A 25,518-nucleotide genomic window follows, 5' to 3' on the forward strand; every position below is an offset into this window, starting at 1 on the left:
GCGGTAAAACCGCTTTCACTCCCAGCGCCAAGCTAACCGCTCGTAATTTTCAGACAAGCCCCAAAAGCGGAAGGGCGAGAGAATTTTGCTGTTTCGCTAAAAAAGCGAAATACGTTTAAAGCGCCAGCCCGCTGGCCCTGTCGAACACATGCACGCGCTCATGGTGGACAGTGGCGGCAAAGGGGGTGTTGACCTTCACCGGCTGCTCGCCATCCACCACCGCCGTTACCTGCTCGCCCGCCAGTTCGAAGACCACATGCGTCTGCGCACCGGTCGGCTCCACCAACACGGTGCGGCCGGACAGCGAGATATCGCCGCCGATGGACGAGCCGATATGTTCGGGGCGAAGCCCGATCGTCACCGGCTGGCCGCGCTTGACATTGCGGGAGGCGGCGATGCGGATCGCGGTTCCGTCCTTCAGCCGGGCGGCGGGCTGGTCTCCCTCGCCATCGACCACACCTTCGATGAGGTTCATGGCCGGCGAACCGATGAAGGCGGCGACGAAGAGATTGGCCGGTGTCTTGTAGAGTTCCAGCGGTGTGCCCTGCTGTTCGATGCGGCCGTGATTGAGCACCACCACCCGGTCCGCCAGCGTCATCGCCTCGATCTGGTCATGGGTGACGTAGATCGAGGTCGTGCCAACTTTCTGATGCAGGGTTTTGATTTCGCTGCGCATTTGCACGCGCAACTTGGCGTCCAGATTGGACAGCGGCTCATCGAACAGAAAAACGGCCGGGTTGCGCACCACGGCTCGGCCCATGGCGACGCGCTGGCGCTGGCCGCCGGAAAGCTGCGAGGGCTTGCGATCCAGCAACTTGCCGAGATCGAGCATGCGGGCAGCTTCCGCCACGCGCTCCTCAATGACGTTTTTCGGCTGGCCGGCAATCTTCAGGTTGAAGCCCATGTTTTCGGCCACCGTCATATGCGGATAAAGCGCATAGGACTGGAACACCATGGCGATGTTGCGCTCGCGCGGCGTCATGGTGTTGACCACCTTGTCGCCGATGAGGATGTCCCCATCGGTGATTTCCTCCAGCCCGGCGATCATGCGCAGCAGGGTGGATTTGCCGCAGCCGGAAGGCCCGACCAGCGCGATGAATTCGCCATCGGCTACATCGAGCGAGATGCCGTGAATGACATCGAGCGAGGCATAGGATTTGCGGATATCCCGAAGTTCGACGGAAGCCATATTTTGCTCCTTTCAAGTCACGATTTGACGGCACCGGCCGTCAGGCCCGCGATGATGTGTTTCTGTGCGAGGAAGAAGACGATGACGGTCGGCAGGATCGTCATCGTGATAAAGGCGAGGACCAGCTGCCATTCCGTGCCGAACTCGCCGCGATAGACCATGATGCCGAGCGGCCAGGGATATTTCGATTCCGAATTCAGCATGATCAGCGGCAGGATGTAGCTGTTCCAGCTGCCGACGAAGGAAACGATGCCGACGGTGGCGACGATGGGCCGCGAAAGCGGCAGGGAAATGTGCCAGAAGAAGCGCAGATAGCCGCAGCCATCCACGAAAGCGGCCTGAAACAGTTCCTCCGGCAGATTACGGAAATAATTGCGGAACAGGAGAATGCTCATGCCAAGCCCGAAGGCCACCTGCGGCAGCACCACACCCCAATAGGTATCGAGCAGGCCGAGATCGCGGATGCGGATGAACAGCGGCAGGATGGCGGTGGCCGCCGGGAACATCAGCCCCAGCAGGAAATAATTGAGCAGGAAGGACGAACCGAAGAACTTCACATGCGCGAAGGTGAAGGCGGCCATGGCCGAGACGGTCAGCGTCAGGAACACCGTCAACAGCGCAATCACCAGCGAGTTGAAGATCTGCAGCCAATAACGCTTGCCGAAAAGGATATCGCCGTAATTGGCCCATTGCCATTCGGCCGGCAGACCGAACGGATTGACGCGCAGGTCTCCCAGCGTCTTGAAGCCGCCAAGCGCGGTGGTTAGAAGCGGAATGAGCACGATGGCCGCAATCAGGCTGAGCGATATATAGAGATAAAGCTTCGTTTGCAGCGGCATGCGGACGGAGGTGGATGTGTCAGTCATGGCGCATGAAAATCCTTTTGTAACCGAAGGCGAGCGTCACGCAGATGACGAAGAGAACGACGCCGACCGCGCTGCCAAGCCCCACCTGCATGCGCATGACGCCATAGGTGTAGAGGAACGTGACCATGGTTTGCGTGGAGTTGGACGGGCCGCCGCCTGTCAGCGGCATGATCATGTCGAACAGCTGCAATGAGCCGATCACCGCAAAGAAGACGGACAGGCGCACCGTGGAACCCAGCATCGGCAAGGTGACATAACGGAACTTCTGCCAGCCGGTCGCACCGTCGATTTCGGCCGCTTCCAGCACGTTCTTGTCCACGGATTGAAGGCCGGCGATGAACAGCATCATGTGGAACCCGAAATATTTCCAGACGATGACGCCGAGCACCGCATAGATCGCCACATCCTTGTCGGCCAACACGTAAGGATTGGCGAAGCCGAAGAAATTGGAAATGGCGGCAAACAGGCCGTAATCGCCGTCATAAACGAAACGCCAGATCAGGCCGGCCGCCACATCCGCCAGCACATAGGGCAGGAAAAACACCAGCCGGAAGGCGACGACGCCGGGAATGCGGTGCGCCAGCATCGTGGCGAGCCAGATGGCCAGCGGAATCTGGATCAGAATGGAAATCAGGATGATGAGGCCGTTATTGAGCAGCGCCTGCGAGAAGGCGGCATTGCCGAACAGAACCTGAAAATTCTTCAAGCCGACGAAATCGGTCGGCGTGCCGTAACCGTTCCAGCGGTAAAGGCTGTACCATGCCGCCTCGCCCATGGGCAGGATGACGAACAGGGTAAAGAGCAGCAGCGCGGGCGGTAAAAAGACCAGCAGGGTCAGCGCCCGGTCGTGCGCGACCGAGCTTTGCCTGCGCTTGGCCTTCGCCGCGCCGCGCGCCGGTATGGACGCAGAAGTCATGGAAATATCCGTCATCTCTATCCGCTTTCATTCAGGCAGATACTACGACGCCGCGTGCTGCGCGGCGTCGTTATGGAACCGAAATCAACGAAGCTCGAAGGCATCCTGAATTTGCTTGGCGCCCTCTTCCGCACTCATCTGCCCAGAGACGATCTCGACGGAAACGTCGTTGACGACGCGGCCGACGGCAGCACCCAGCGTCTGGTCAAAGAAGTTCTGGTGCCAGGTGGAGCCGGCAAGCTGCTTGGCGGAATCCGCCAAAAGCGGGTTTTTCACCGCGCCATTGGCATCCGTCGCAACCGGCAGGATCATGCCGGCGGCGGCCATCTTCTCTTCGCTCTCCTTGCTGGTCAGGAAAGTCGCGAAATCGATTGCTTCCTTGGAGGCGTTTTTGGTGACCGCCCAGCCGTTCAGGCCGCCCAGCGTATCGGTGGCCTTGCCCGCACCGCCTGCAACGGCGGGGAACGCGAAGCGGCCGATATTGTCTGCGGCCAGCCCCTTGCCGTCACCGGCATTCTTGCGCTGGTTGGCTTCGGTATTGTCGAAACCTAGGATCATCGCCGCCTTGCCGTCACCGAAGACGCCGAGCGCCTGCGGCCAGGTGGAACCGAGATAACCGGGCTGGAAGGGTTCGAGCTTGCCGAATTCCGCCAGCTGCTCACCGGCCTTGATGATGGCGGGGTCCATGAAACCTTCGCCTTCGCCCTTGCGGGCGGCATCGAACACGGCCTGCCCGCCATTGCGCATGACGAGATAGCTCCAGTAGAAATGGATCGGCCATTTCTCACCGCCGCCACCGGCAATCGGCACGATGCCGGCTTCCTTGATCTTCTTGACCGTCGTGCCCAGATCTTCCCAGCTCTTGATGTCTTCCGCCTTCACGCCGGCCTTGGAAAACAGCGCCTTGTTGTAAAAGAAGCTGACGAGGCTGACCTTGTAAGGCACGGCCCAGACCTTGCCGTCAAAGGACAGGCCGTCGATCGCGGAAGCATTATAGGCCTGCCGCAGCTTGCCGCCATCGGCGTCAAAAACCTCGGTCAGATCCTTCAGCGCGCCGGTTTTGGACTGTTCCTCGAGAACGCCGCCACCCCAGCTATAGAAAAAATCCGGAACGTCGTTGGACTGCAAAAGCGTCGGCAATTTCGCCTTGAAGGCTTCATTTTCCAGGAATTGCAACTGCACATCCACGCCGGGATGTTTGGTCTCGAAATCCTTGGCAATCTCCTCCCAGACGGCCACGGCTTTCGGGTCCAGTTCCACATGCATCCATTTAACGACCGTCGCGGCCGAGGCGCTCGCAGCGCCGAGCATGAGAGCAATGCTTGTCGTTGTGGCAAAGCCTGTCAGCCTGCCGCTCAGGCTTGCGCCTGCGTGCCAAATCGTCATGATGGTGATCCTCCCTCGGGGATTTCCTCATTTATTCCCCAATGCGGATTAATTCACATTAGCCCTCGCTCAATGTCAAGGCACGCTGCCGATTTTTTGCGCGAACAGCTTGACATACCCCTCCCCTACACCGTTATTTAATCCGCAACCCGACATAAATCGGCTCTCGAACGGCATTGATCGCAGCAGGACACCATGAAGACCGCAGACCCAGAACTGATGCGCGCGATCAACAGGCTGAGCGTGCTGGACAGCATCCGCCGCCACGGCCCCATATCTCGGGTGGAAATCAGCGAACGAACGCAGCTTTCCACCACCACCGTGTCGGCGATTACCGCTTCGCTGCTCGATGACGGGCTTATACTTACCCGTCATCTCGGCGATATCCGCACGGAGGGCGCACGTGGCAGGCCACGGGTGATGCTGGAGCTGAACCCGGACGCCGCCCGCGTGGTGGGTGCGAAGATCGCCGCAAGCCGCATGGTTTTCGTCGTCACCGATTTTTGCGGCAACGTGCTGTCCACCCTCTCCCTTCCGATCCGCGTCGACCGCCAGCCCATCGGCGTCATTGCCGATCTGGTGGAGGATGGGGTGCGGCGCTGCGTGGTCGATGCCGGGCTGTCGCTGGAAGATGTCGACATGGTCTGCCTTGGCCTGCCCGGCGTCATCGAACACCGCACCGGCAAGATTCGCAGCAGCCCGATTTTGCGCGAAGTGAACGTCAATTTCGCCGAGGAAATGACGGCGAGGCTGAATTCGCCGACCATCATCGAGAGCGATGCCCACGCCATTACCCTTGCCCACCACTGGTTCGGCCATGCCCGCGATCTGGAAGACATGGTGCTGATCTCGTTGGAACAGACGCTCGGTCTTGGCGTGATGCATCAGAACCAGCTGTTTCGTGGAGCCGGTGGCCTCAGCCACAATCTCGGCGATCTCGTCATCGGCGTTGCCAATGAGGGAACCGTGCGGCTGGCAAGCCAGGCGGGCGAAAACGCCATTCTTGGCTCGCGCCCGGTGGACGGGCGTTTTGCCGAGGCTATCCGGCTCGGTCGAGGCATGCAGCATGCGCATGCGCTGATTGCGGCTGAGGACAACGAGTTGATCGCAGCGGCCCTTCGCGCCGGCGCCGCCCTTGGCCTGACGCTTGCCAATATCGTCACGCTTTTCGCGCCGCCACGGGTGATCATCACCGGCTCCAGCCTTGAACTGGGCGAGCCTTTCATCGCCAGCGTCCGCGACAGCTACAACGCCGCCGTGCCGCCATCTTTGGCCGGCGTCGCAGAGCTGGTTTTCGATGTTGCGAGCGACGAATTATGGGCGCAGGGGGCGGCGGCCGTCGCCCTTTACGAGCTTTACGAATCGCCATGGAACACCACAGGGCCAGCACTTTAGCCGAAAGGCCTTAGAGCGGACTTTAAGCATTTCTGATTTACGGGAGGAAATCACATGAACAAGGTCGGTATCGGCATCATCGGCTGCGGCAACATCTCCAGCGCCTATCTCAAGGCCATGGCGTCGTTCCCCATTCTCGACATCCGTGGACTGGCGGATATGAACGCGGAGGCCGCAAAAGCCCGGGCGGATGAATTCGGCCTTCAGGCAACCAGCATCGACGCGCTTCTCGCCGATCCCTCGGTCGAGATCATCGTCAATCTGACGATCCCCAAGGCGCATGTGGAGGTTGGCCTGCGCGCACTGGACGCCGGCAAACACGCCTATTCGGAAAAGCCGCTCGGCATCAATTTCGCGGAAGGCAAACGCCTTGCGGATGCGGCAAAGGCCAAAGGCCTGCGCATCGGCTCCGCGCCCGACACTTTCCTCGGCGGCGGACACCAGACGGCCCGCCGGCTGATCGACGAAGGTGTGCTCGGCCAGCCCGTCGGCGGCACCGCCACCTTCATGTGCCCCGGCCACGAGCGCTGGCACCCCAACCCCGCCTTTTATTACGAGGTCGGCGGCGGGCCGATGCTGGATATGGGACCCTATTACATCACCGATCTCGTTAACCTGTTCGGCCCGGTCGCCAAGGTGGCGGGCTTCGCCATCGCGCCACGCAATGAGCGTCTCATCACCAGCGAACCGAAGAACGGCGAAAAAATCCCCGTTCATGTCGCCACCCATGTTTCCGGCGTACTGGCGTTCCAGAACGGTGCCGTGGTGCAGATGGGTATGAGCTTCGATGTGGCGGGCCACAAACATGTGCCGCTGGAAATCTACGGCACGGAAGGCACGCTGATCGTGCCGGACCCCAACCATTTCGGCGGCGAGGTGCAACTGCTGAAAAAGGGCGGCCAGTTCGAGCCGCAGGCGCTGTCGTCGCCCTATGCCGACGGCAATTACCGCTCCATCGGTGTCGCGGACATGGCCCATGCTATCCGCGAGAACCGCCCACACCGCGCCAATGGCGACCTTGCCCTGCATGTGCTGGAAGTCATGGAAGCCTTCCAGACGGCGTCGGATACCGGCACGACCGTTTCCATCACCACCAAGGTGGAGCGCCCTGCTCCGCTTGAAACATCGCTGGTCGACGGCCAGCTCGGCAAATAATCCGGAGGAGAAAATAAATGCGCGAAGCACTCATCGTCTGGGGCGGCTGGAGCGGCCACGAGCCGCAGGAATGCGCCACCATCGTCAAGGATATTCTGGAAGAGGATGGTTTCAAGGTCTATGTGGAGCACTCAACCGAGGCTTTCGCCGATCCTTCCGTGCATGATCTCAGCCTCGTCGTGCCGATCGTCACCATGTCGAAGATCGAGAAGGAAGAGATCAAGAACCTGACGGCCGCCGTCGAAAACGGCGTCGGCATTGCCGGTTTCCACGGTGGCGCGGGCGACAGTTTCCGAGACTGCGTCGAATACCAGTTCATGATCGGCGGCCAATGGGTCGCCCATCCCGGCAACATCATCGACTATCACGTCAACATCACCCGCCCCGACGACCCGCTGATGGAGGGAATTTCCGATTTCCCCTATACGTCGGAGCAATATTACATGCATGTCGACCCCTCCAACGAGGTGCTGGCAACGACAAAATTCACCGGCGATCACGCCTGGTGGATCGACGGCGTGGTGATGCCGGTGGTGTGGAAACGCAAATACGGCAAGGGCCGGGTTTTCTATTCGGCGCTCGGCCATCAGGCCAAGGAATTTTCGGTGCCGCAGATGAAGACCATGTTCCGCCGTGGCGCCAACTGGGCGGCGCGCTAGGGCTATCGGAGCGGCGCCGTCCGCTCACTCGACGTCATCCTCGGGCTTGTCCCGAGGATCCAATCACCTATCGTAAAATCAACCCGCGGCAGATTCTCGGGACAAGCCCGAGGATGACGGAGGAGAGGTTTTTACGTCTTCATCACCAACTCGTGGCGATGAGACACGGCCCTCTTTTTAGCCCCGAACAATCTCTTCCACCGCCATCGCCACACCCAGCAGATGATCGTCCGTGCCATGCAGGCCGGAGAGCAGCAGGCCAACCGGCATGCCCGCGTCGCCGGTTCCGCAGGGGATCGATACGCCGCAGAGGTCGAAGAAATTGCCGATCTGGGTGTTGCGCAAGGTCTTCGCATTCATGGCGAAAAAGGCCTCGTCATCATCGATGAGCGGTGCGACCTTCGCCGCGACATGCGGCAATGTCGGCGAAACCAGAAGCTCGTGCCTGCCGATCATGCCGGAAAATGCCGCCGTCATGCGTTCGCGCGCCTCGATAATGGCGATATAATCAGGCATGGAGATATTTGCTCCAAGCTTCGTTCGGACAACAACGCGCGGGTCCATGCCCGCAGCATCCGCACCTTCCAGCCGTGCTTTGTGCAGGGCAAAGGCTTCCGCCGTCACCAGCGCGCCTTTTTGCCTGATAAGATCGAACAGTTCCGCAAAGATCGGAAATGCCTGCCGCCGCACCGAAGCACCGGCGCGGACAAGCCGCTCCACCGCCTGTTCGAACGCGGCTGCGACGCCCTCCTCGATCCCGTCGAAAAATACCGTTTCCGGCACGATCAGCGAGAGGCCTGAAAGAGGTGCGCGCGCCACATCAGCCGTCGCCTTGCCACGCATGGCGGCGTCCACCCACACGGCATCCTGCACGGTGCGGGTCAGCGGCCCGAGTGAATCAAGGCTTTTCGCCAGCGGATAAACACCGCGCATCGAATATCGGCCCCGGCTGGCCTTGTAGCCCACCACGCCGTTGAAGGCGGCGGGAATACGCACCGATCCGCCGGTATCTGTGCCGATCGCCACCGGCACCAGACCGGCCGCCACCGCCACACCCGCGCCGGAGGAGGAGCCGCCGGGCAAACGGTGACCATCCTGCGAGGCGGGGTTGCGCGGCGTGCCATAATGCGGATTGATACCAAGGCCGGAAAAGGCGAACTCGCTCATATTGGTACGGCCGATAGAGACCATGCCGGCCTGCTTCAGCGCGGTCACCACATCCGCATCGCGGGACGCCGCCATGCTGTCGCCAAGCACCGTCGATCCGGCCGTCGTCGCCATGCCCTCGAGATCGAAAAGATCCTTCCAGGCCACCGGGATGCCGTCAAGCACACCACAGGAACGACCCTCACGAATGCGTTTCGATGCCGCATCCGCCTCCGCCATGGCGCGCTCGGCCGTCAGGCCGATAAAAATCGCCTGGTCGTCGTCCTGACCAATCGCATCGAGCGTCTCATCCACCAAACTACATGGATCAAGATGGCCGCTCTGGATGAGAACGGAAAGTTGCGCGATGTTTTTGCCCCTGTGAGCCATGATATCTTCCCTGAAACCGGCATGTTGCGCACAACATGCCGTTTCTCCGCTGCTTGGCAAGGTCAATTGTCGCCCCCTTGCTGCCGGGAATCCACCTTGAAGAACACGTAAAGCGCGTCATAAAGTCTTGGTGGTGTCGCTCCAGAATATAATCACCAGCACCCCGTTTTTTCAACTCAGGGTGCAGGCAAGCAGCGCCTTATATAAGCGACGACTATAAAAAGACGGATTAATTCTTAATCGCATCTAAACTTTGTTGAATTATTTAGCAGACAGCATTGAAATGCATGCCCTATAAAAATTCCATAAAACAATCATAACGCGACATCGCGGGGGATTATCGCGAATGGAAGAGACTGCCTATCGGGGGATAGATAGACAGACTGAACCCGGCCACACGCTTGACCTGACGACGCAGCCGGCAAATGGCCGGTTTTCGCGCCGCCGTTCGCTTGCCAGCAAGATAACCCTGATATTCTTGGGCGGTGTGATCTTTGCCTACAGCATCGGTGCGCTCGTCGGCTGGTACATGTTCGTTGCCGCCGCCAGCGAGCAATGGCTCAATCAGGCCCGTGTCAATTCGCAGATCGCCAGCGCCACGCTGCGCAGCATCTATACCTATGTCAGCGTTACCGCCGACGACGGCGGCCAGGTCAACGGCATATTGACCGACAAGCCGATCGGCGACGACGAATCCATTCTCGTTACCGGCTTCAATCCCAGTGATGTTCTCGCCCTCATCGGCGCACAGACCAAAAATGCCGTCTGGCTGTTCCGCTATGACGAGACCGATTCCGGCTTCAGGCAGATCGCCGCGGCCTTCGACAACGCTACCGATGACGCCGAGAAGCCGCTTGCCACCGACCCCATTTTTTCAAGAGACGCTGTAGCGGCCCGTTTTGCCACCGGCTTTGCGACCATTGGCGAATCCAGCCATTATATCGGCCTGCTGCCGATCATCAGCACGGAAACGAAAAAACCGATTGGCGCAGTGGCCGTCAGTATCGGCGGTTCGGATGCGCTTTACGGCGCTCAGCGCAAGCTGATCTACAATTCGCTCGCTGCGCTTATCGTGGTGCTGACGGTCACGGGCGTACTTGTTACGGTGATAGCACGGCACTTCCTGAAGCCCGTTCCGGCTCTGGTGCAGGCGACACTGCGTATCGCCCGCGAGGAAACCGATATTGTCACGCCGTTTCAGGAACGCAGAGATGAGATCGGCGACATGGCAACCGCGATTGAAACGCTTCGCGAAGCGGTTCTGGAACGCGGGCGCCTGCGACAGATACGGGATATGGCTGAACAGCTGGAACATATGGCGCATCACGATGCGCTGACCGGACTTCCCAATCGCGTATTGCTGATGAAGACGCTGGAAAACCGTCTCGAACACCTTGCCGCATCAGGCCAGCCATTCAACGTCATGCTGCTCGACCTCGACCGCTTCAAGGCCGTCAACGATACGCTGGGCCACGCCGCCGGTGACGCGTTGCTGGTGGCCGTCGCCTCGCGAATTTCCTCCGTGCTCGGTGAAAACGACATGGTGAGCCGGCTCGGTGGCGACGAATTCGCCATCATACAGGCGGGAAACGACGACTACCGGGCAGATGCAGCCCTGTTGGCAAAGCGGGTGGTGCACGCGGTCTCACGCAGCTTCAATCTCGAAGGCAGCCACGTCAGCGTCGATACCAGCATCGGCATCGCCTGCGCGCCGGATCACGGCACTTCCGCCACCCAGCTTCTGCAACAGGCCGATCTCGGACTTTACCGGGCGAAATCCATGGGCTGCGGCCTTTTCGTTTTTTACGAGCCCGGTATGGATATGGCGGCGCAGCACAAGCACGCGCTGGAAATAGACATGAAATCCGCCCTCGAAAACCACGAATTCGAGCTGCATTACCAGCCGGTGGTCAATCTCCAGAGCGGCCGCATCGTCGCCTATGAAGCGCTTGCCCGCTGGCGGCACAGCAAGCTTGGCCTTATCACCCCGGACCGTTTCATTGCGATTGCCGAGGAAAACAATTTTATCAGGCCCTTGGGCGAGTGGGTTCTGGCGCAGGCCTGCATGGATGCCATGGCCTGGCCGAAGGACATCCGGCTCGCCGTCAATCTTTCCGCCGTCCAGCTCGGCAATGATGACATCGTGCCCGTTGTCGAGCGCGCCCTTGAAACATCCGGTTTTCCGGCCGAACGGCTGGAACTGGAAGTGACGGAAACGGCGATGCTGGAACGCGACAGCAGCGCCAGGGCCTTGAAGCTGTTGAAAGAAAGAGGCGTCCGTCTCGCCCTCGACGATTTCGGCACCGGTTACGCCGGATTGAGCACGTTGACCCATGTGGCTTTTGACAAGATCAAGATCGACCGCGAATTCGTCTCGGGCCTGCCCACCAATCCCATGTGTTCGGCGATCGTCAACACCATCATCGACATGGCCGATCAGATTGGTCTGAAGGTGACCGCCGAGGGCGTAGAAAATAGTGAACAGGTCGCCGCACTCAAGCTTTGCGGCTGCGACGAGGCTCAGGGTTATTATTTCGCCGAACCGGCGCCACTTGCGCACATCCTCAAAAATCGCGCCATCATCACGCCGGCAGGGAAAGACGGGTTTGGTGACGGAAACGACCAGTCGCTGCGCGACACCGGGCGTCCGATGCAGGAAGCCTATAACCCAACACAAAAAGCGATTTGAGAAACCGGCCGCCGGCCAAAAGGAAATAACATGCGTCATGCGGTATTTTGCCTTTTCGTCACATGCTTTGCCCCGATCACCCCGCTGCAGGCCGCCAGCGAAGGTGACACGCTGCAGCAGATTGCCAGAACCGCAAAAATCCGCATCGGCTACCGCGAAGCCGAGCCGCCTTTTTCCTATCAGCTGCCAGATGGAGAAGTAACGGGCTTTTCGACCGATCTCTGTCGAACGATCAGCGAGGATATCCGCAAGAAGCTGAAGCTCGACAGACTTGACCTCGAATATGTCAAGGCCACGCCAGCCACCCGCTTCATTCTCGTCCGCAGCGGCCAGATCGATATCGAATGCGCAGCGACCACCAATAACAGCGAACGCCGGAAAATTGTCGATTTCTCCTATCCGAATTTCATGACCGCGACGCAGTTCCTATCACGCAGACAGGACAATCTGAAAAGCCTTGCCGATCTGGCGGGCCGTTCTGTCACGTCTGCTTCCGGCACCGTCAATATCGAGCAACTGAATGCCATAAACCGGGAAAAGAATCTCAATATCTCGGTCATGCCAACGAAAACCAATGAGGAAGCCTTCGCGCTCGTCGTTTCCGGCAAGGCTTCCGCCTTCGTCATGGATGGTATCCTGCTGGCAGCGTTGGCGGCGACATCCGAAAATCCGAACCTCTATGCGCTTTCGCAGGAAACGCTGAGCGCACCCGAACCCTATGGGCTGGTTTTCCGACGCGACGACCCCGCCTTCAAAGCCGCGGTCAACGAAAGCCTGGAACAGATTTTCGCCGGCCCCGCCATTCACGACCTCTATGAAAAATGGTTCACCAAGCCCATTCCGCCCAACGGCATGAACCTGAACCTGCCGATGGCCGCCGCCTTGAAACAGGCATATGACGCCCCGAGTGAATACCGTGACTGAGGGCGCCCTCCCACCTGCATTTTTTTATGAAGACATGTTTTGACAGATCATTTTAGCTGGAGATGCGCGATGCAGAGATCGACATTGGGGCTTGCATTCGGAATTTTAAGTCTTTTATCCACCCACGCGGCAAGCGAGGACAGCCAGCCGCCGACACTCGAAACAATTGCCAGAACCGGCACCATCCGGCTGGGTTATGCCGATCACAATATTCCCTTTTCTTATCTCGGCACCGGTGCGGAACCGATCGGTTACAGCATCGAGCTATGTCTGAGAGTGGCGGATTCCATCAAGAAGAAGCTGGGCCTGCCTGAACTGAAGGTCGACTTCGTCAAACGTACCCCCAGCAACCGCATCACGCTTCTCAATGACGGGACGATCGACATCGAATGCGTGGCGAGCACCAATACGGAGGAACGACGCAAGGCTGTGTGGTTTTCCTACAGCCACTTCATCACCGGCACCCGTTATGTGGCGCTGAAGACGAGCCGCCTGAACACCGTTGCCGACCTTGCAGGCCGTACAGTGGTGGTAACGACCGGAACCATCAATATCAGCCAGTTGAATGTGCTCAACCGCAAGCTGGGGCTGAACATCGCGGTTCTGCAGAATGACAGCACCGAAGGCGGTTTCGAGATGGTGACCGAAAACCGCGCCTCAGCCTTCGTCATGGACGATATTCTTCTGCGGTCCTTCGTCGCCGAAACCGGCAAGCCGGAAGACTATTCCATTTCGAACGAATATCTCGCCCCGCCGCAGCCCTATGGCCTGATGCTCCGCCACGGCGATACCGGTTTCAGGGATGCCGTCAACGAAGCGTTGGGGCAAATCTACAAGAGCGGCGAAATCGAAAAAATCTACGAGAAGTGGTTCGATGCACCAATACCGCCGAACGGTATCAACCTGAAGCGCCCACTGCCCGACGATCTGGCCGAGGTGTTTCGAAGGCCCGTCGACACGACGGCCGATAAATAAAAACGCCGCCTGTTGAAGGGCGGCGTCTTTCACCAAATATCTTATGCAGCGCGCAGGTCGGCACTCAACGGAATCTCGACATCGATCTCCAATATGGAGACATGTTCGTCGCGATCCATCTTCACATGCACCCTGTCGCTGTCGATCTGCACATGTTTGGCGATCACGGCAAGGATTTCCTCCCGCAGAACGGCGACGAGATCGGTTCCCGACGACGCCCGCTCGTGGGCGAGCAACACCTGCAGGCGCTCACGCGCAAGCGGTGCCGACTTCTGCTTGCGGAACAGGCTGAAAATGCTCATGCAGCCCTCCTTGCGAAGATTTTGGAGAAGATACCCCGCTTCTCTCCCGGAATGACCACGGGAATATCCTCGCCGGAGAGGCGGCGGGCAGCGTCAAAATAGGCCATGGCCGGCGGGCAGCGAGCATCCGCCAGCGTGACCGGTGCGCCAACGTTGGAGGCGCGCAGCACATCCGTGCTTTCCGGAATGATGCCAAGCAGCGGAATGGACAGGATTTCCAGAACGTCATCCACCTTCAGCATGTCGCCGCGTTCGGCGCGGGCGGAGTCGTAACGCGTCAAGAGGAGATGCTTTTCCATCCGCTCACCGCGTTCGGCTTTCAGCGTCTTGGAATCGAGCAGGCCGATGATGCGATCGCTGTCACGCACCGAGGATACTTCCGGGTTGGTGACGACGACGGCAACATCCGCATGGCGCATGGCCAGCGTCGCGCCGCGTTCGATGCCGGCCGGGCTGTCGCAGATCACCCAGTCGAAATGCTTCTTCAGCTCGGCAATGACCCATTCGACACCTTCCGGCGTCAGATTGTCCTTGTCGCGCGTCTGCGAGGCAGGCAGCAGGAACAGCGTTTCTAGGCGCTTGTCGCGGATCAGGGCCTGCGTCAGCTTGGCATCACCCTGGATGACGTTGACGAGATCGTACACCACCCGGCGCTCGGCACCCATGACAAGATCGAGGTTGCGCAGGCCGACATCGAAATCGACAACCACGACCTTCTGCTTGTTCTGCGCCAGCGCGGCGCCAAGCGCTGCAGTCGAGGTGGTCTTGCCGACCCCGCCCTTGCCGGAAGTTACAACGACTACCTTCCCCATACGGCTCTCCTGTTCCTGTGTTGTTTTCTCTATTTTATCAGCCAAGTTTTTCAGCCTTGATCGTATCGTTTTCCAGCCATAGCTGAACGGGCTGGCCGCGCAGCTTCTCGTCAATATCCTCGGCAACCTTATAGACGCCATCGATGGCCAGAAGCTCCGCCTCGAGCTTGCGGCAGAAGATGCGCGCCGAGACGTTGCCGAGCGAACCGGCCATGGCGCGACCACGCAGGGCGCCGTAGATATGCACCGAACCGCCGGCGATGATTTCCGCACCCGAGGCGACCGAACCGATAACCGTCACGTCGCCTTCGGGAAACATGATTGACTGACCGGAACGCACCGGCTCGTTGATGACCAGCGACTGCACCACGGCGCGAATCTCGCCCGACGCACGTGGCTTTTCTTCCGGCAGTTCTGCGGCGACCGCGACCGGCTCCACCTCGACATCGGAAGCGGGCTTTCCGCCCTTCAGCGACGGCGGCATGCCCGGCTCGATCATCGAAGGACGAACGCCCTCAATGCCCATGATGCCGACATTACGCTCCGTCAGCGCCGCCAGCAGCGACTTCAGGCCCGCTTTGTCGAGCGACAGTTCCGACACATCCAGAACCACCGGACGCGACAGAAAGAACCCCGCCGAACGGGCGGCGAGATCATCGAGCCTTTCCAGCCATTGATCGACCGGAGCTTCGGGAGACAGGACGACCGCGAGGAAGGAGCGGCCTTTGATACGAATGGAACGCTGGTCTGTTAGCACTTTGGTCATCTTGGTAAACAAATCGTTGACAATTAGGTACCCCGAATATGGTTAACAAATAGTTAACAGCGCCCTTAAAGCGACGGTCTCGTTAAGAAATTTTCGCCAGGAAAAATCTCATGCAAAACATCCAAAAACATCCATTAGCTTTTGATTTTGCGTATTTCCATCGCTTGCGAAAACTCATGATAGCCACTGAGGCTTGCTGCAACCTGACGCCCCGTGAGGCCGGATTCACCGCCAGCATTCCTAACCCATCTCACCCGAGTCGGTAAGACGCGAACCGTCCGATTCCGGGACACTATCCGCCGTCAGCCAGATGCCCGTCATGGGTTTTCGAGCGGGAAAAAGCGATTTCGTTATGCCCTCCGATGCTATAGACACGGGGGGCAAGCCCGACACCTTCAACGGAAGAATGAAATGCACAGCAAAGTCCCACCGCAGAACCAGATATTTTCGCAAGACTATGCCGCCTTCCTGTTCGACATGGATGGAACGCTGCTCAATTCGATTGCGGTGGTGGAGCGGGTCTGGCGCGAATGGGCCGTGGATAACGGCATAGAACCGAACGCCTTCCTGCAACGCATCCACGGCATGCGCGCTTCGGAAGTGGTGCGCCGCGAGGCGGTGCCCGGTCTTGATGTCCAGGTAGAGGCCGATATGCTGCTGCAAAAGGAAATGGACGATGTAGACGGCATTCTTCAGATTCCTGAAGCTGCAGCGTTTCTCGCGAAATTGCCGGCCGGCAAATGGGCCATCGTCACCTCGGCTGCCCGCGCGCTTGCCGAACGCAGACTGGCCGCAGCGGGCCTCACGCCGCCCCCGGTTATGATCTGCGCCGAAGACGTGGTGAACGGCAAGCCGGACCCGGAAGGATACAAAAAGGCGGCGGAAAAGCTCGGCGTCTCGCCGGAACGCTGCGTTGTCTTCGAAGACGCGCCGGCTGGTATTCAGGCCGGGGAAAGCATGGGCGCGACCGTCGTGGTCATCAACGCCACCCATTCGCATCCCATCGAAACGCCGCATCTTTCCATTGGCGGTTATGGTGAACTGGATGTCAGCATCAGCGAGGACGGCAGCTTGAAACTAACAGGCAGCAAGGGCTGACGGCAGACAAAGCAGCGCGAGAAACAACGATTTCGTGTGCAGGTAGATCTCCCGGTCCGCCAACACTCTATCATTTGCAACGTCATCCTGGCACTTGTCCCGGGCATAACTGAGATAAGAAGTACCGAGCTGTCACATCCGTCGTCGGACGGTGGCGAGCGCGCCGCCGAAGGCCTTGGCGAAACTTTCCCGGTCATCAGGGTTGAGAAACGAACCGATATCGGTCGCCCGCCCCTCACCCGTCACCTGCATGGAAACGATGCCGATCTCATCGTGCCGCCGCACGTTGAAGCGCGCCCAGAACGGATTGAAGCAATACTCGACCATGCGCCCGGCAGGAGAAAATTTGCGGATCGACAGGTTGGTGCGGGAGATGCGGACCTCTTCCCGCGCCTTTGCGGCGCGATAATTGGCGCGGAAGGCAACATAGAGCAGCAGAAAATCCAGCCCGAAGAACAGGCCGACAGGCCATGCGCCGGTGGCGAGGAAAAAGCCGCCATAGATCAGGCAGGCGCACCCCGACAAGGCAAGAAGCAGCCGGAAACCCCTTCTTCCAAGCGAACGGTGCGGAACAAGTTCCGCCGCGAAAATCGGCTGGTCGTTGAGCGTATCCACGTTGCTTTCCTTCGGGCGGGCTGGCTATAGATAGACCATGACAGTCGCCAAAAAACGATCCAGCACCCAAACATTGAAAAAGTCAAATCCGGCATTCGCGCGCAAGCCAGCGCGGGTGAAGACGGCCTATTCGAAGGATGAGTTGACCGAGATCTTTCGGCGTTTTTTCATTCAGCGGCCGGAACCGAAAGGCGAGCTGGAACACACCAATCCCTTTACCCTGCTGGTAGCGGTGGCGCTTTCGGCGCAGGCAACCGATGTCGGCGTGAACCGGGCGACAAGGGCGCTGTTCAAGGTGGCCGACACGCCGGAAAAGATGCTGGCGCTCGGCGAAGAGCAGCTGATTGGCCATATCAAGACCATCGGCCTTTATCGCAACAAGGCGAAAAACGTCATCGCTTTGTCGCAGATGCTGATCGACAACTTCGGCGGCGAAGTGCCGAAGACCCGCGAGGAGCTCGTGATGCTGCCAGGCGTCGGCCGCAAGACGGCCAATGTGGTGATGTCGATGGCCTTCGGCGTGCCCACGCTTGCGGTGGACACCCATGTGTTCCGCATCGCCAACCGGATCTGTCTTGCGCCGGGGAAAACCCCGGACGAGGTGGAAGACCGGCTCGTCCGCATCATTCCCGAGCAATATCTGTTCCATGCCCATCACTGGTTGATCCTGCACGGGCGTTATTGCTGCAAGGCGCGCAAACCGGAATGCGAGCGCTGCGTGATCGCCGATATCTGCAAATCTCCGGAAAAGACCTTTGATATTCCAGCCCCGCTGGTGGAGCTACCCGCGCAGCTGTTCGGTGCGGCCGGCGGCGAATGAAGGGTCACGCCGGCTGACGGCCTTATGTAGATGCACCATCATCGAGGCGGCGAATAGCGGCGTCAGAAGGTTGAGGAACGGGATCGCCAGAAATGCCGCGATCACCAGACCGGCCATGAACACCGTGGTACGGTGTTTTGAGCGGAACAACCTTGCTTCGGCGGGCGAGCGGAAACGCATTGCCGCAAATTCGAAGAATTCCCGGCCGAGCAGATAACCGTTCACCAGGAAAAACGCGATGAGGTTGACGCCCGGCACCAGGAGCAGCAAAAGCGCAATGAGGTTGCCGGCAATAACGACACCGAAGAACTTGATCGACGACAGCACGGCCTCGCCAATTGGCATTGCCTTGCCCGGCGGATCATCGGGATAGGTCTTTTTCTCCACCACTTCGGCGACGTCGTCGAGAAACAGGCCGGCAATGACAGCGGTGACCGGCGAAATCAGCAATGCCAGCGCCAGCGCCAGTCCTATGCCGGCAAAAATGGCGAAAACGAAGGTCAGCCACCCCGCCCAGTCAGGTACCCCGGGGATAAGCGTATCCACCCATGGCAGGGCGAAATAGATAAAGATGGAGCGGATGGCGAACCAAAGAGCCGCCAGCACGAGAAGCGTGAGCCCCAAAACCTTCCAGAATACCGACCGGGTCTCGGTCGCAAAGAGATTTTGGAATGCCAGCCTCGCTGCATCAAGAATCATTCGGAACTCCCCTGGGGCCTCTCGCGTTGAAATTCTCTGACCAGACGACAGATAAGAACTGGGCCTGCGCTCTGCAAGATTGGGTAAAAACCGCCAAACGTCTGAAATTAAACCGGAGATGGAATTTCCCTTGAATAAAAGGTATCTCTAAAATATAATAATCCATCTATAATATTTCGCATTCCTGTCCGGTGGAGGGCAAGGCCGGGAAAGCTTACCCCCACCGTCAAATCGCAGTTCGCACGCGCGTTTTGCGCGCGCGGATGCATCATCGTTCAATAAAGATAAAAAATGAGGCGTTGGTGGAAAAGCTGCTGTTGAATCTTACCCGTGCCATGAAGGCCGGCACACCTTCCGAGCGCAAGATCGCCAAATATCTGATCGAGCATCTGGACGAGCTACCTTTCGAAACGGCGCAGACGCTGGCTGCCAAGCTCAGCCTCAGCCCGATGACGGTCGGCCGTTTTTTACGTTCGCTGGGATACCGGCAGTTCAGCGACATTCGCGCCGATCTGCGCCATGCCGAGCAGGCGGCAGGTCAGGATCAGCCAACGATTACCGAAAGCGGAGAGCGGCAGTCCAACCCGTTTTCCCAACTCCTCTCGCAGCAGATCCAGGCCATCCAGACCGCATTCGATATGACCTCCCAGCCAATCTGGCGTCTGGCCATGACCGAAATCGCCTCGACAACCGATGTTTTTCTGGCGACATCACCGGAAGGTCTCGGGGCCACACGTCACTTTCACGGACGGCTTCTGGAATGTCGCAGCCACGTCCATTATCTCGGCGGTGACAGTGCTGGCTATGTCGCCCTGTGGGATTTCGAGCCGGCACAGACGCTTCTCGTCATCATGGATTGCGGTGGCAGGCTCTCGCCCCTGCAACACCTGTCGGCAACCGCACGCAAAGGCGGCTACAGAACACTTCTGATCACCACCCGGTTTTACGAATGGGGTCCTGAGAGCGCAGACATCTGTCTAGCGCTGCCTCAAGCCCAGAATGGCGGTCAGGGTCTGCTGCAACTCGTTTCATTGATGGAATTTACCCTCTGCAGCCTGATGGCGGAAGCGGATGAAACGCGCAAAACACGGATGAAAAACCTCACCGGCCTGAAGCGCTCGCTAGGCATATGATCTGCGACAAGCTTTCAGCCGCGCAAGAATATGGATCGAGCGATAGCACCTTGTTTCTTCTCCCCGCCGGGGAGAAGGTCGCCGCAGCGGGATGAGGGGGCGAGGGTCGAGATCAAACCGAGAGCTTGCCCCCCTCATCCGTCCACTCCAGATTTCACCCCATCATCTGCCGGCCAAAATCAGAGGCTCTCAAGCTCCTGGCGATGGCGGTACATGGCGAGAAAACGGCGGTAATCCCGTTCATAACGCGGTGTGAGCTCCGGATTTCCGGAAATTTCCGCATTGCCCGGATACATGGCTGCACCTGCCGCCGCAATACTCGCATGCACACCGCCGGCCGCTGCCGCCGTCATCGCCGTGCCAAGCAGTACGGCATCGGCGGTGGCGGGAACCACGATGCGCTTACCCGTCACATCAGCGTAAAGCTCCATCAAGAGCGGGTTCTTCACATGCCCGCCGGTGACGTGCAGGCTTTCGACCGAATAACCGAAGCGCTCCATGGCATCGAGCACATGGCGCGCACCGAGCGCAATCGCCACGGCGGTGCGCCAGTAAAGGCGGCAGAGACTGTCGAAGGACGTATCCAGCGTCAGCCCGCTGATGACGCCAACCGCATGGGGATCGGCAAGCGGCGAGCGGTTGCCGTGAAAATCCGGTAGCACATGCAGCCGCTCGGCAAAGGCCTCGCCCTCAAGCGCACGCAATTCCGTGACGCGGGCAACGATGCGGGCATGCAGCGCCGTATCCGGCTCACCGCCCGCCGCATGCATGCGCACGATATGATCAAGCAGCGCGCCGGTGGCCGATTGCCCGCCCTCAACCAGCCAGTGGCCGGGCAGTATCGCCTGCCAATAGGGACCCCAGAGGCTGTGACCGGGCATCTGCCGCTCGGACATGGCAACGAGGCAGCTGGACGTGCCGGCGATCAGCGCCACATGCCGACCGACATCGTCCGAAAGGCAACCGCCCAGAGCACCGAGCGCTCCGGCATAGGCATCGATCATGCCCGCCGCCACCTGGCAGCCGGTGTCGAGACCGAGTTCGGCCGCCGCCTCGAGCGAAAGCGGGCCGATGCTCTCCCCCGGCATCACTGTGGTTTCGGGAAGGCTGGCGCGCTTTTTCAGATCGGCAAGCCCCGCCAGTTCCAGATAATCCCGCTGCCAGCCGGGATTTTCCTGCGCCAGGAAATTCCACTTCGCCGTCTGCGTGCAATTTGAGCGTCTGGCGGAGCCGGTTGCTTTCCATGTCAGAAAATCCGCCAGATCGAAGGCGAAGGACATGCGCGCCCAGCTGGCCGGCATATGCGTTTTCAGCCACATCAGCTTCGGCATCTGCATTTCCGGCGACACGCTGTTGCCGGCAAAATCCAGCACCCGATGGCCCGACGCCGTCAGCCGGTCGGCCTCTGATATCGCGCGGTGGTCGAGCCAGACGATGGTATCGAACCGGTCCTCACCCGTCACCGAAACTGAAACCGGCTCTCCCTGCGCGTCGCGAACGACCAACGAGCAGGTGGCGTCAAAACCGATGGCGGCGACGCTTTGCGGCAGAACGCCGGCATCGGCAAGGGCCGCTTTCACGGCAATGCAGACAGCATTCCATATATCGGTGGAATCGTGCTCGGCGTGGTTTTCACGCGGCCGCTGCATCAGGATTGGGTGGGTGGAGCGGGCGAGAAGCCTGCCGGTCGGATCGAAAATGCCAGCCCGCGCGCTGGCTGTACCGACATCGACAGCGACGAGATTTTGACGCATCAAGTCCGCAATTCCATCCCTTGCGCCAAGACATTGGGGCGGCGGCAGGCAAGCCTTGCTTCAGCCTGCGTCACGTTCCACCCGCCTGTCAAAACCGCCCTTCCCCACATAGCTGCCAACAAGTTGGACCAAATCCGGCATCGCGTCAAACACGGCATCCGCCCCAAGCCCGGCGATCTTTTCGCGGAATGCCGGAAAGCGCGCATGCGAGCCGCCGGTAAAGGCAAAAACGCCCATGCCGGCCGCCTTTGCGGCAGCAATGCCGGCCGGGCTGTCCTCAATTACGATGCAGTGACGCGGCTCGGCGCCCATCGCCTGCGCCGCATGCAGGAAAAGATCGGGTGCCGGCTTGCCATTCTTCACCATCGTGGCGCTGAAGACATGCGGCTCAAACCGGTCGATCAGGCCGGTCAGCCCCAGCGAATAGCGGATGCGCTCCGGCTGGCTGGAAGAGGCCACGCAGCGTCTGAGGCCCACAAGCCGGTCCAGCGTTTCTGCAATGCCGTCGATCGGCCGCAACTCGGTACGAAAGCGTTCGAACAACGTCGCCCGCATATGATCGAGAAAATCAATGTCCGTCTCGACGCCGTAATCCTCAAACAGCGTCGTCGTCATGCTGGCGACGCTGCGACCGAGAAAGCGCTCATAGGCCTCTTCCTCTCCCATCGTCACTCCGAGATGGGAGAGCATGTCGAGAAGCACCGAGACCGAGACCGGCTCGCTGTCGACGAGAACGCCGTCGCAATCGAAAATCAAGAGAGGCCCGGTTCGGTCTTCCATTTCACGTCACTTTTCAGCCAGCTTGTCATCCAGATAAAGCTGCAAGGTCTTCGCCGTACCTTCTTGCCACAGCGTCTTCGATGCATGGGCAAAGCGTTTACGGAAAAGCTCCGATTCGGCAACCTCCCCGAAAATGTCTTCGAAGACGAGGAAAGCGGTAGGATCATCCTTGGCCCTGATGGCGGCCGCCTGCAAACGCTCGGCGCTCGCATCGTTGAAGGTGATTTCCTTGCCGCTGTCGGAGGCGCCGTAGAAATAGCGGCACCATAGCGCCGAAACCAGCGAAAGACCGATGATGTCCTCACCGCGGGACAATCTATCCGCGGTGGATGGCAGGATAAATTTCGGCTGGCGATTGGAGCCGTCCTGCGCCAGACGCGGAATGGTGTCGCCGATTTTCGGATTGAGGAAACGCCGCTCGATCAGCCCGAAATACTCCTCAAGATCAGTATCGGGAACGGGCGGAATGACCGGGATGATCTCTTCCTTTTCGAGCTTTGCCAGAAACGCCCGGATCAGCGGATGCTCCATCGCCTCATGGACAAAATGAATATCGAGAAGTGCCGCCGGATAGGCGATTGCCGCATGGCCGCCATTGAGGATGCGGATTTTCATGTGCTCATAGGGCGCGACATCAGACACGAACTGCACGCCGGCCTTTTCCAGCGCCGGGCGACCAGCGGGGAAATTATCCTCCATCACCCATTGCTTGAACTCTTCGCAGAAGACCGGCCAATTGTCCTCGATGCCGAAATCGTCGCGGGCGATAGTGCGTTCGCGCTCGCCGGTGGCCGGCGTGATGCGGTCGACCATGGAATTCGGAAAGGCGACGTTTTCGCCGATCCAGTTCGCGAAGGCCGGATCAGACAAGACCGCCAGCCCAACTACCGCATTCTTTGTGACCCTGCCATTATGGGGAATGTTGTCGCAGGACATGACGGTGAAAGGTTGCAGCCCCTTGTCACGCCTAGCCTTCAGCCCGGCGACGATGAAGCCGAACACGGTTTTTGGCGCAGCCGGGTTCTTGCCGTCTTCGGCAATGGCCGGATGCTGCGGGTTGAAGGAACCGGAAGCATCGATGAAATAACCGCCCTCGGTAATCGTCATCGAGACGATGCGGATCTTTGGATCAGCAAGGGTACCGATAATCGTCTTTGTGTCCCCGACCTTCAGAATGTCGATCATCGGCCCGGTCACCCGCGCACCGGTGCGGTTATTGTCCTGTTCCACCACCGTCGTCAGGAAGTCCTGCGCGGCAAGCTTTTCGCGCATCACCGCATCGGAGGGGAGAACGCCTGCACCGATGATGGCGAAGTCATGGTCCGTGCCCGTGTTGAACAGATCATCCAGATAGACCGCCTGATGGGCGCGGTGGAAATTACCAACGCCGAAATGCACGATGCCGGCGGAAAGATCAGCGCGGGAATAGGCGGGAACCGCCGCCGTTTTTTTGGCTTCATCCAGCGTTGCGAGGGAGAGTTTGCATGTCATGTCACGATCCTCAAAAGGGGAAACGTTGTTCGTGCCAGTCACCGGGGAGACCCGGGGATCAGCTCATCCAGTTGCCGCCATCGACATTGTAGGTCTGGGCGACGATGTATTCGGCTTCATCAGAAGCAAGGAAGATCGCCATGCCGGTCAGATCTTCGGCACGGCCCATGCGGCCGAAAGGTACGGCCTCACCGACCAGCCGCTTCTTTTCGCCGGCTGGGCGGTTTTCATATTTCGCAAACAGTGCATCCACACCGTCCCAGTGCTCACCATCGACCACACCGGGCGCGATGGCATTGACGTTGATGCCGTGTTTGATGAGGTCGAGACCGGCCGATTGCGTGAGGCTGATGACGGCGGCCTTGGTGGCGCAATAAATCGCCACCAACGCCTCACCGCGCCGGCCCGCCTGGCTTGCCATGTTGATGATCTTGCCGCCTTTTCCCCGAGCAATCATGGTTTTTGCGGCGGCCTGCATCATGAACAGCGTGCCGGATACGTTGATCGAAAACAGCCGCTCATAGCTCTCGCGTTTGATCTCGACAATCGGTGCGAGGTCGAAGAGTGCGGCATTGTTGATGAGGATATCGAGCCCACCCGTCTGGCCTTCCACGGTGCGGATGGCAGTGTCGATGGAATGCTGTTTGGTCACATCAAGTTCGACGGCATAGGCATTCTCACCGATTTCGCGCGCCGTCCGGCTGGCGCGCTCAAAATCGATGTCGGCAATGGCAACAGTTGCGCCTTCGCGCAGATAGGCTTCGGCAAAGGCGCGGCCAATGCCGCGCGCCGAGCCGGTAATCAGCGCCGACTTGCCTTCCAGCCTTCCGGTCATATCGCCAACCCCTTGTCATCGAACCTGTGGATTTTGGCATCGTCTGGCGTGATGAACACGGTATCGCCATGCCTGCATTCGAACTCGCCGTCAGTGCGGGCGGTAATCGGGCCGATGCCGGCGACGTCGAGATGCAGGAAGGTATCGGAGCCGAGATGTTCGGCCACCGTGACCTTGCCCTGCCACAGCCCGCTTTCCTTCGACAGCAGCAGATGCTCCGGCCGCACGCCGGCAGTGGTGGCACCCTTTTGGCGGGCAAAGTCACCGGTGATCAGGTTCATGCGCGGCGAGCCGATGAAGCCGGCGACGAAGAGGTTGCGCGGTGTTTTGTAAAGCTCCATCGGCGAGCCGACCTGCTCGATATTGCCGCGGTTGAGCACCACGATCTTGTCGGCCATGGTCATGGCTTCCACCTGGTCGTGGGTGACATAGATCATCGTCGTCTTCAGCGTGTTGTGCAGCTCGGAGATTTCCAGCCGCATGGTGCCGCGCAGCGCCGCATCGAGGTTGGAAAGCGGCTCGTCGAACAGAAATGCTTTCGGTTCGCGCACGATGGCGCGGCCGATGGCGACACGCTGGCGCTGGCCGCCCGACAGCTGCGAGGGCCGGCGTTCGAGATAATCGGTGAGGTTCAGCACCCGGGCGGCATCTTCCACCTTTTTGTCGATGATCGCCTTGTCGAGCTTGGCCATCTTCAGCGGGAAGGCGATGTTGTTGCGCACA

At 59.4% G+C, this 25,518-nt stretch carries 24 protein-coding genes; 9 read left to right on the top strand and 15 right to left on the bottom strand.

Features of this window, described 5'->3' with window-relative positions:
* Positions 1-115 precede the first annotated feature (115 nt).
* The 4 genes from FCH38_RS21980 to FCH38_RS21995 all read right to left on the bottom strand — a co-directional run bounded on the left by FCH38_RS21980 (position 116) and on the right by FCH38_RS21995 (position 4,357).
* A complete protein-coding gene (locus tag FCH38_RS21980; RefSeq protein ID WP_174375158.1) occupies positions 116-1,189 on the bottom strand; it encodes an ABC transporter ATP-binding protein in 1,074 nt (357 codons plus the stop codon).
* Positions 1,190-1,206: 17 nt separating this feature from the next.
* Complete coding sequence (locus FCH38_RS21985) at positions 1,207-2,055, bottom strand: carbohydrate ABC transporter permease (protein WP_153516876.1); 849 nt, start codon at positions 2,053-2,055, stop codon at positions 1,207-1,209.
* Positions 2,048-2,986 (bottom strand): carbohydrate ABC transporter permease, encoded by a 939-nt coding sequence (locus tag FCH38_RS21990; protein WP_174375159.1) that lies wholly within the window; start codon positions 2,984-2,986, stop codon positions 2,048-2,050. Before FCH38_RS21990 ends, FCH38_RS21985 begins: the two co-directional genes overlap by 8 nt.
* A 69-nt stretch (positions 2,987-3,055) precedes the next feature.
* Complete coding sequence (locus FCH38_RS21995) at positions 3,056-4,357, bottom strand: ABC transporter substrate-binding protein (RefSeq protein WP_174375160.1); 1,302 nt, start codon at positions 4,355-4,357, stop codon at positions 3,056-3,058.
* Between the two features lie 195 nt (positions 4,358-4,552).
* On the opposite strand from FCH38_RS21995, the gene FCH38_RS22000 reads away from it, so the two are divergent.
* The 3 genes from FCH38_RS22000 to FCH38_RS22010 are packed head-to-tail and all read left to right on the top strand — an operon-like array spanning position 4,553 to position 7,566.
* Positions 4,553-5,752 (top strand): ROK family protein, encoded by a 1,200-nt coding sequence (locus tag FCH38_RS22000; protein ID WP_174375161.1) that lies wholly within the window; start codon positions 4,553-4,555, stop codon positions 5,750-5,752.
* A gap of 54 nt (positions 5,753-5,806) precedes the next feature.
* Positions 5,807-6,907, top strand: coding sequence for a Gfo/Idh/MocA family protein (locus tag FCH38_RS22005; RefSeq protein ID WP_174375162.1), 1,101 nt, complete (start codon positions 5,807-5,809; stop codon positions 6,905-6,907).
* A gap of 17 nt (positions 6,908-6,924) precedes the next feature.
* Positions 6,925-7,566: a ThuA domain-containing protein gene (locus FCH38_RS22010; protein WP_003510737.1), complete on the top strand. Its 642-nt coding sequence runs from the start codon at positions 6,925-6,927 to the stop codon at positions 7,564-7,566.
* Positions 7,567-7,743: 177 nt separating this feature from the next.
* Here FCH38_RS22010 and FCH38_RS22015 read toward each other — a convergent pair whose 3' ends face one another.
* Positions 7,744-9,102: an amidase gene (locus tag FCH38_RS22015; RefSeq protein ID WP_174375163.1), complete on the bottom strand. Its 1,359-nt coding sequence runs from the start codon at positions 9,100-9,102 to the stop codon at positions 7,744-7,746.
* A gap of 346 nt (positions 9,103-9,448) precedes the next feature.
* Here FCH38_RS22015 and FCH38_RS22020 point away from each other — a divergent pair, with 346 nt between their 5' ends.
* The 3 genes from FCH38_RS22020 (at position 9,449) to FCH38_RS22030 (ending at position 13,690) form a co-directional block, all read left to right on the top strand.
* On the top strand, positions 9,449-11,791 hold the full coding sequence (locus tag FCH38_RS22020; protein WP_174375164.1) for an EAL domain-containing protein: 2,343 nt from the start codon (positions 9,449-9,451) through the stop codon (positions 11,789-11,791).
* Positions 11,792-11,821: 30 nt separating this feature from the next.
* Positions 11,822-12,715, top strand: a complete 894-nt coding sequence (locus FCH38_RS22025) for an amino acid ABC transporter substrate-binding protein (RefSeq protein WP_174375165.1) — start codon at positions 11,822-11,824, stop codon at positions 12,713-12,715.
* A 69-nt stretch (positions 12,716-12,784) separates the two neighbouring features.
* On the top strand, positions 12,785-13,690 hold the full coding sequence (locus tag FCH38_RS22030; RefSeq protein ID WP_153516883.1) for an amino acid ABC transporter substrate-binding protein: 906 nt from the start codon (positions 12,785-12,787) through the stop codon (positions 13,688-13,690).
* Between the two features lie 41 nt (positions 13,691-13,731).
* Here the strand turns inward: FCH38_RS22030 and minE are convergent, their stop codons facing one another.
* From minE to minC, 3 genes are read right to left on the bottom strand one after another with little or no spacing between them, the layout of a single operon-like run.
* The gene (minE, locus tag FCH38_RS22035; RefSeq protein WP_046802074.1) at positions 13,732-13,992 is read right to left on the bottom strand and encodes a cell division topological specificity factor MinE; all 261 of its coding nucleotides are present in this window, start codon (positions 13,990-13,992) and stop codon (positions 13,732-13,734) included.
* Positions 13,989-14,804: a septum site-determining protein MinD gene (gene minD / locus FCH38_RS22040; protein ID WP_149901590.1), complete on the bottom strand. Its 816-nt coding sequence runs from the start codon at positions 14,802-14,804 to the stop codon at positions 13,989-13,991. Before minD ends, minE begins: the two co-directional genes overlap by 4 nt.
* A gap of 37 nt (positions 14,805-14,841) precedes the next feature.
* On the bottom strand, positions 14,842-15,570 hold the full coding sequence (gene minC, locus FCH38_RS22045) for a septum site-determining protein MinC (RefSeq protein ID WP_174375166.1): 729 nt from the start codon (positions 15,568-15,570) through the stop codon (positions 14,842-14,844).
* A 411-nt stretch (positions 15,571-15,981) separates the two neighbouring features.
* On the opposite strand from minC, the gene FCH38_RS22050 reads away from it, so the two are divergent.
* Positions 15,982-16,668, top strand: a complete 687-nt coding sequence (locus FCH38_RS22050; RefSeq protein ID WP_149901592.1) for an HAD family hydrolase — start codon at positions 15,982-15,984, stop codon at positions 16,666-16,668.
* 132 nt (positions 16,669-16,800) lie between these two features.
* Here FCH38_RS22050 and FCH38_RS22055 read toward each other — a convergent pair whose 3' ends face one another.
* Positions 16,801-17,283, bottom strand: coding sequence for a DUF2244 domain-containing protein (locus tag FCH38_RS22055; RefSeq protein ID WP_174375167.1), 483 nt, complete (start codon positions 17,281-17,283; stop codon positions 16,801-16,803).
* 37 nt (positions 17,284-17,320) lie between these two features.
* Between FCH38_RS22055 and nth the strand changes: the two genes are divergently transcribed.
* Positions 17,321-18,103 carry an endonuclease III gene (gene nth / locus FCH38_RS22060; RefSeq protein WP_174375168.1) on the top strand — a complete coding sequence of 261 codons (783 nt, stop codon included), beginning with the start codon at positions 17,321-17,323 and terminating at the stop codon, positions 18,101-18,103.
* Here nth and FCH38_RS22065 read toward each other — a convergent pair.
* Positions 18,065-18,802 (bottom strand): sulfate transporter family protein, encoded by a 738-nt coding sequence (locus tag FCH38_RS22065; RefSeq protein WP_149901595.1) that lies wholly within the window; start codon positions 18,800-18,802, stop codon positions 18,065-18,067. The genes nth and FCH38_RS22065 overlap by 39 nt on opposite strands.
* 299 nt (positions 18,803-19,101) lie before the next feature.
* Between FCH38_RS22065 and FCH38_RS22070 the strand changes: the two genes are divergently transcribed.
* Positions 19,102-19,935 carry a MurR/RpiR family transcriptional regulator gene (locus tag FCH38_RS22070; RefSeq protein WP_174375169.1) on the top strand — a complete coding sequence of 278 codons (834 nt, stop codon included), beginning with the start codon at positions 19,102-19,104 and terminating at the stop codon, positions 19,933-19,935.
* 179 nt (positions 19,936-20,114) lie between these two features.
* On the opposite strand, the gene FCH38_RS22075 is transcribed toward FCH38_RS22070, so the two are convergent.
* The 5 genes from FCH38_RS22075 to FCH38_RS22095 form a co-directional block, all read right to left on the bottom strand.
* Complete coding sequence (locus tag FCH38_RS22075; protein WP_174375174.1) at positions 20,115-21,689, bottom strand: FGGY-family carbohydrate kinase; 1,575 nt, start codon at positions 21,687-21,689, stop codon at positions 20,115-20,117.
* A gap of 60 nt (positions 21,690-21,749) precedes the next feature.
* A complete protein-coding gene (locus FCH38_RS22080) occupies positions 21,750-22,469 on the bottom strand; it encodes an HAD family hydrolase (RefSeq protein WP_153516889.1) in 720 nt (239 codons plus the stop codon).
* A gap of 6 nt (positions 22,470-22,475) precedes the next feature.
* The gene (locus FCH38_RS22085) at positions 22,476-23,960 is read right to left on the bottom strand and encodes a mannitol dehydrogenase family protein (RefSeq protein ID WP_174375170.1); all 1,485 of its coding nucleotides are present in this window, start codon (positions 23,958-23,960) and stop codon (positions 22,476-22,478) included.
* Positions 23,961-24,018: 58 nt separating this feature from the next.
* Positions 24,019-24,795: an L-iditol 2-dehydrogenase gene (locus FCH38_RS22090; protein WP_149901600.1), complete on the bottom strand. Its 777-nt coding sequence runs from the start codon at positions 24,793-24,795 to the stop codon at positions 24,019-24,021.
* The coding region (locus tag FCH38_RS22095; protein ID WP_174375171.1) for an ABC transporter ATP-binding protein at positions 24,792-25,518 on the bottom strand (727 nt) is incomplete at its 5' end. The genes FCH38_RS22095 and FCH38_RS22090, both read right to left, overlap by 4 nt.

Origin of the sequence: Agrobacterium tumefaciens (assembly GCF_013337285.1) — a bacterium.
GTDB classification, from domain to species: domain Bacteria; phylum Pseudomonadota; class Alphaproteobacteria; order Rhizobiales; family Rhizobiaceae; genus Agrobacterium; species Agrobacterium burrii.

What these genes read in the sequence shown, in the direction of transcription:
- FCH38_RS21980 (WP_174375158.1), bottom strand. Translation starts at nt 1,189, where the DNA reads ATGGCTTCCGTCGAACTTCGGGATATCCGCAAATCCTATGCCTCGCTC.
- FCH38_RS21985 (WP_153516876.1), bottom strand. Translation starts at nt 2,055, where the DNA reads ATGACTGACACATCCACCTCCGTCCGCATGCCGCTGCAAACGAAGCTT.
- FCH38_RS21990 (WP_174375159.1), bottom strand. Translation starts at nt 2,986, where the DNA reads ATGACGGATATTTCCATGACTTCTGCGTCCATACCGGCGCGCGGCGCG.
- FCH38_RS21995 (WP_174375160.1), bottom strand. Translation starts at nt 4,357, where the DNA reads ATGACGATTTGGCACGCAGGCGCAAGCCTGAGCGGCAGGCTGACAGGC.
- FCH38_RS22000 (WP_174375161.1), top strand. Translation starts at nt 4,553, where the DNA reads ATGAAGACCGCAGACCCAGAACTGATGCGCGCGATCAACAGGCTGAGC.
- FCH38_RS22005 (WP_174375162.1), top strand. Translation starts at nt 5,807, where the DNA reads ATGAACAAGGTCGGTATCGGCATCATCGGCTGCGGCAACATCTCCAGC.
- FCH38_RS22010 (WP_003510737.1), top strand. Translation starts at nt 6,925, where the DNA reads ATGCGCGAAGCACTCATCGTCTGGGGCGGCTGGAGCGGCCACGAGCCG.
- FCH38_RS22015 (WP_174375163.1), bottom strand. Translation starts at nt 9,102, where the DNA reads ATGGCTCACAGGGGCAAAAACATCGCGCAACTTTCCGTTCTCATCCAG.
- FCH38_RS22020 (WP_174375164.1), top strand. Translation starts at nt 9,449, where the DNA reads ATGGAAGAGACTGCCTATCGGGGGATAGATAGACAGACTGAACCCGGC.
- FCH38_RS22025 (WP_174375165.1), top strand. Translation starts at nt 11,822, where the DNA reads ATGCGTCATGCGGTATTTTGCCTTTTCGTCACATGCTTTGCCCCGATC.
- FCH38_RS22030 (WP_153516883.1), top strand. Translation starts at nt 12,785, where the DNA reads ATGCAGAGATCGACATTGGGGCTTGCATTCGGAATTTTAAGTCTTTTA.
- minE (WP_046802074.1), bottom strand. Translation starts at nt 13,992, where the DNA reads ATGAGCATTTTCAGCCTGTTCCGCAAGCAGAAGTCGGCACCGCTTGCG.
- minD (WP_149901590.1), bottom strand. Translation starts at nt 14,804, where the DNA reads ATGGGGAAGGTAGTCGTTGTAACTTCCGGCAAGGGCGGGGTCGGCAAG.
- minC (WP_174375166.1), bottom strand. Translation starts at nt 15,570, where the DNA reads ATGACCAAAGTGCTAACAGACCAGCGTTCCATTCGTATCAAAGGCCGC.
- FCH38_RS22050 (WP_149901592.1), top strand. Translation starts at nt 15,982, where the DNA reads ATGCACAGCAAAGTCCCACCGCAGAACCAGATATTTTCGCAAGACTAT.
- nth (WP_174375168.1), top strand. Translation starts at nt 17,321, where the DNA reads ATGACAGTCGCCAAAAAACGATCCAGCACCCAAACATTGAAAAAGTCA.
- FCH38_RS22065 (WP_149901595.1), bottom strand. Translation starts at nt 18,802, where the DNA reads ATGATTCTTGATGCAGCGAGGCTGGCATTCCAAAATCTCTTTGCGACC.
- FCH38_RS22075 (WP_174375174.1), bottom strand. Translation starts at nt 21,689, where the DNA reads ATGCGTCAAAATCTCGTCGCTGTCGATGTCGGTACAGCCAGCGCGCGG.
- FCH38_RS22080 (WP_153516889.1), bottom strand. Translation starts at nt 22,469, where the DNA reads ATGGAAGACCGAACCGGGCCTCTCTTGATTTTCGATTGCGACGGCGTT.
- FCH38_RS22085 (WP_174375170.1), bottom strand. Translation starts at nt 23,960, where the DNA reads ATGACATGCAAACTCTCCCTCGCAACGCTGGATGAAGCCAAAAAAACG.
- FCH38_RS22090 (WP_149901600.1), bottom strand. Translation starts at nt 24,795, where the DNA reads ATGACCGGAAGGCTGGAAGGCAAGTCGGCGCTGATTACCGGCTCGGCG.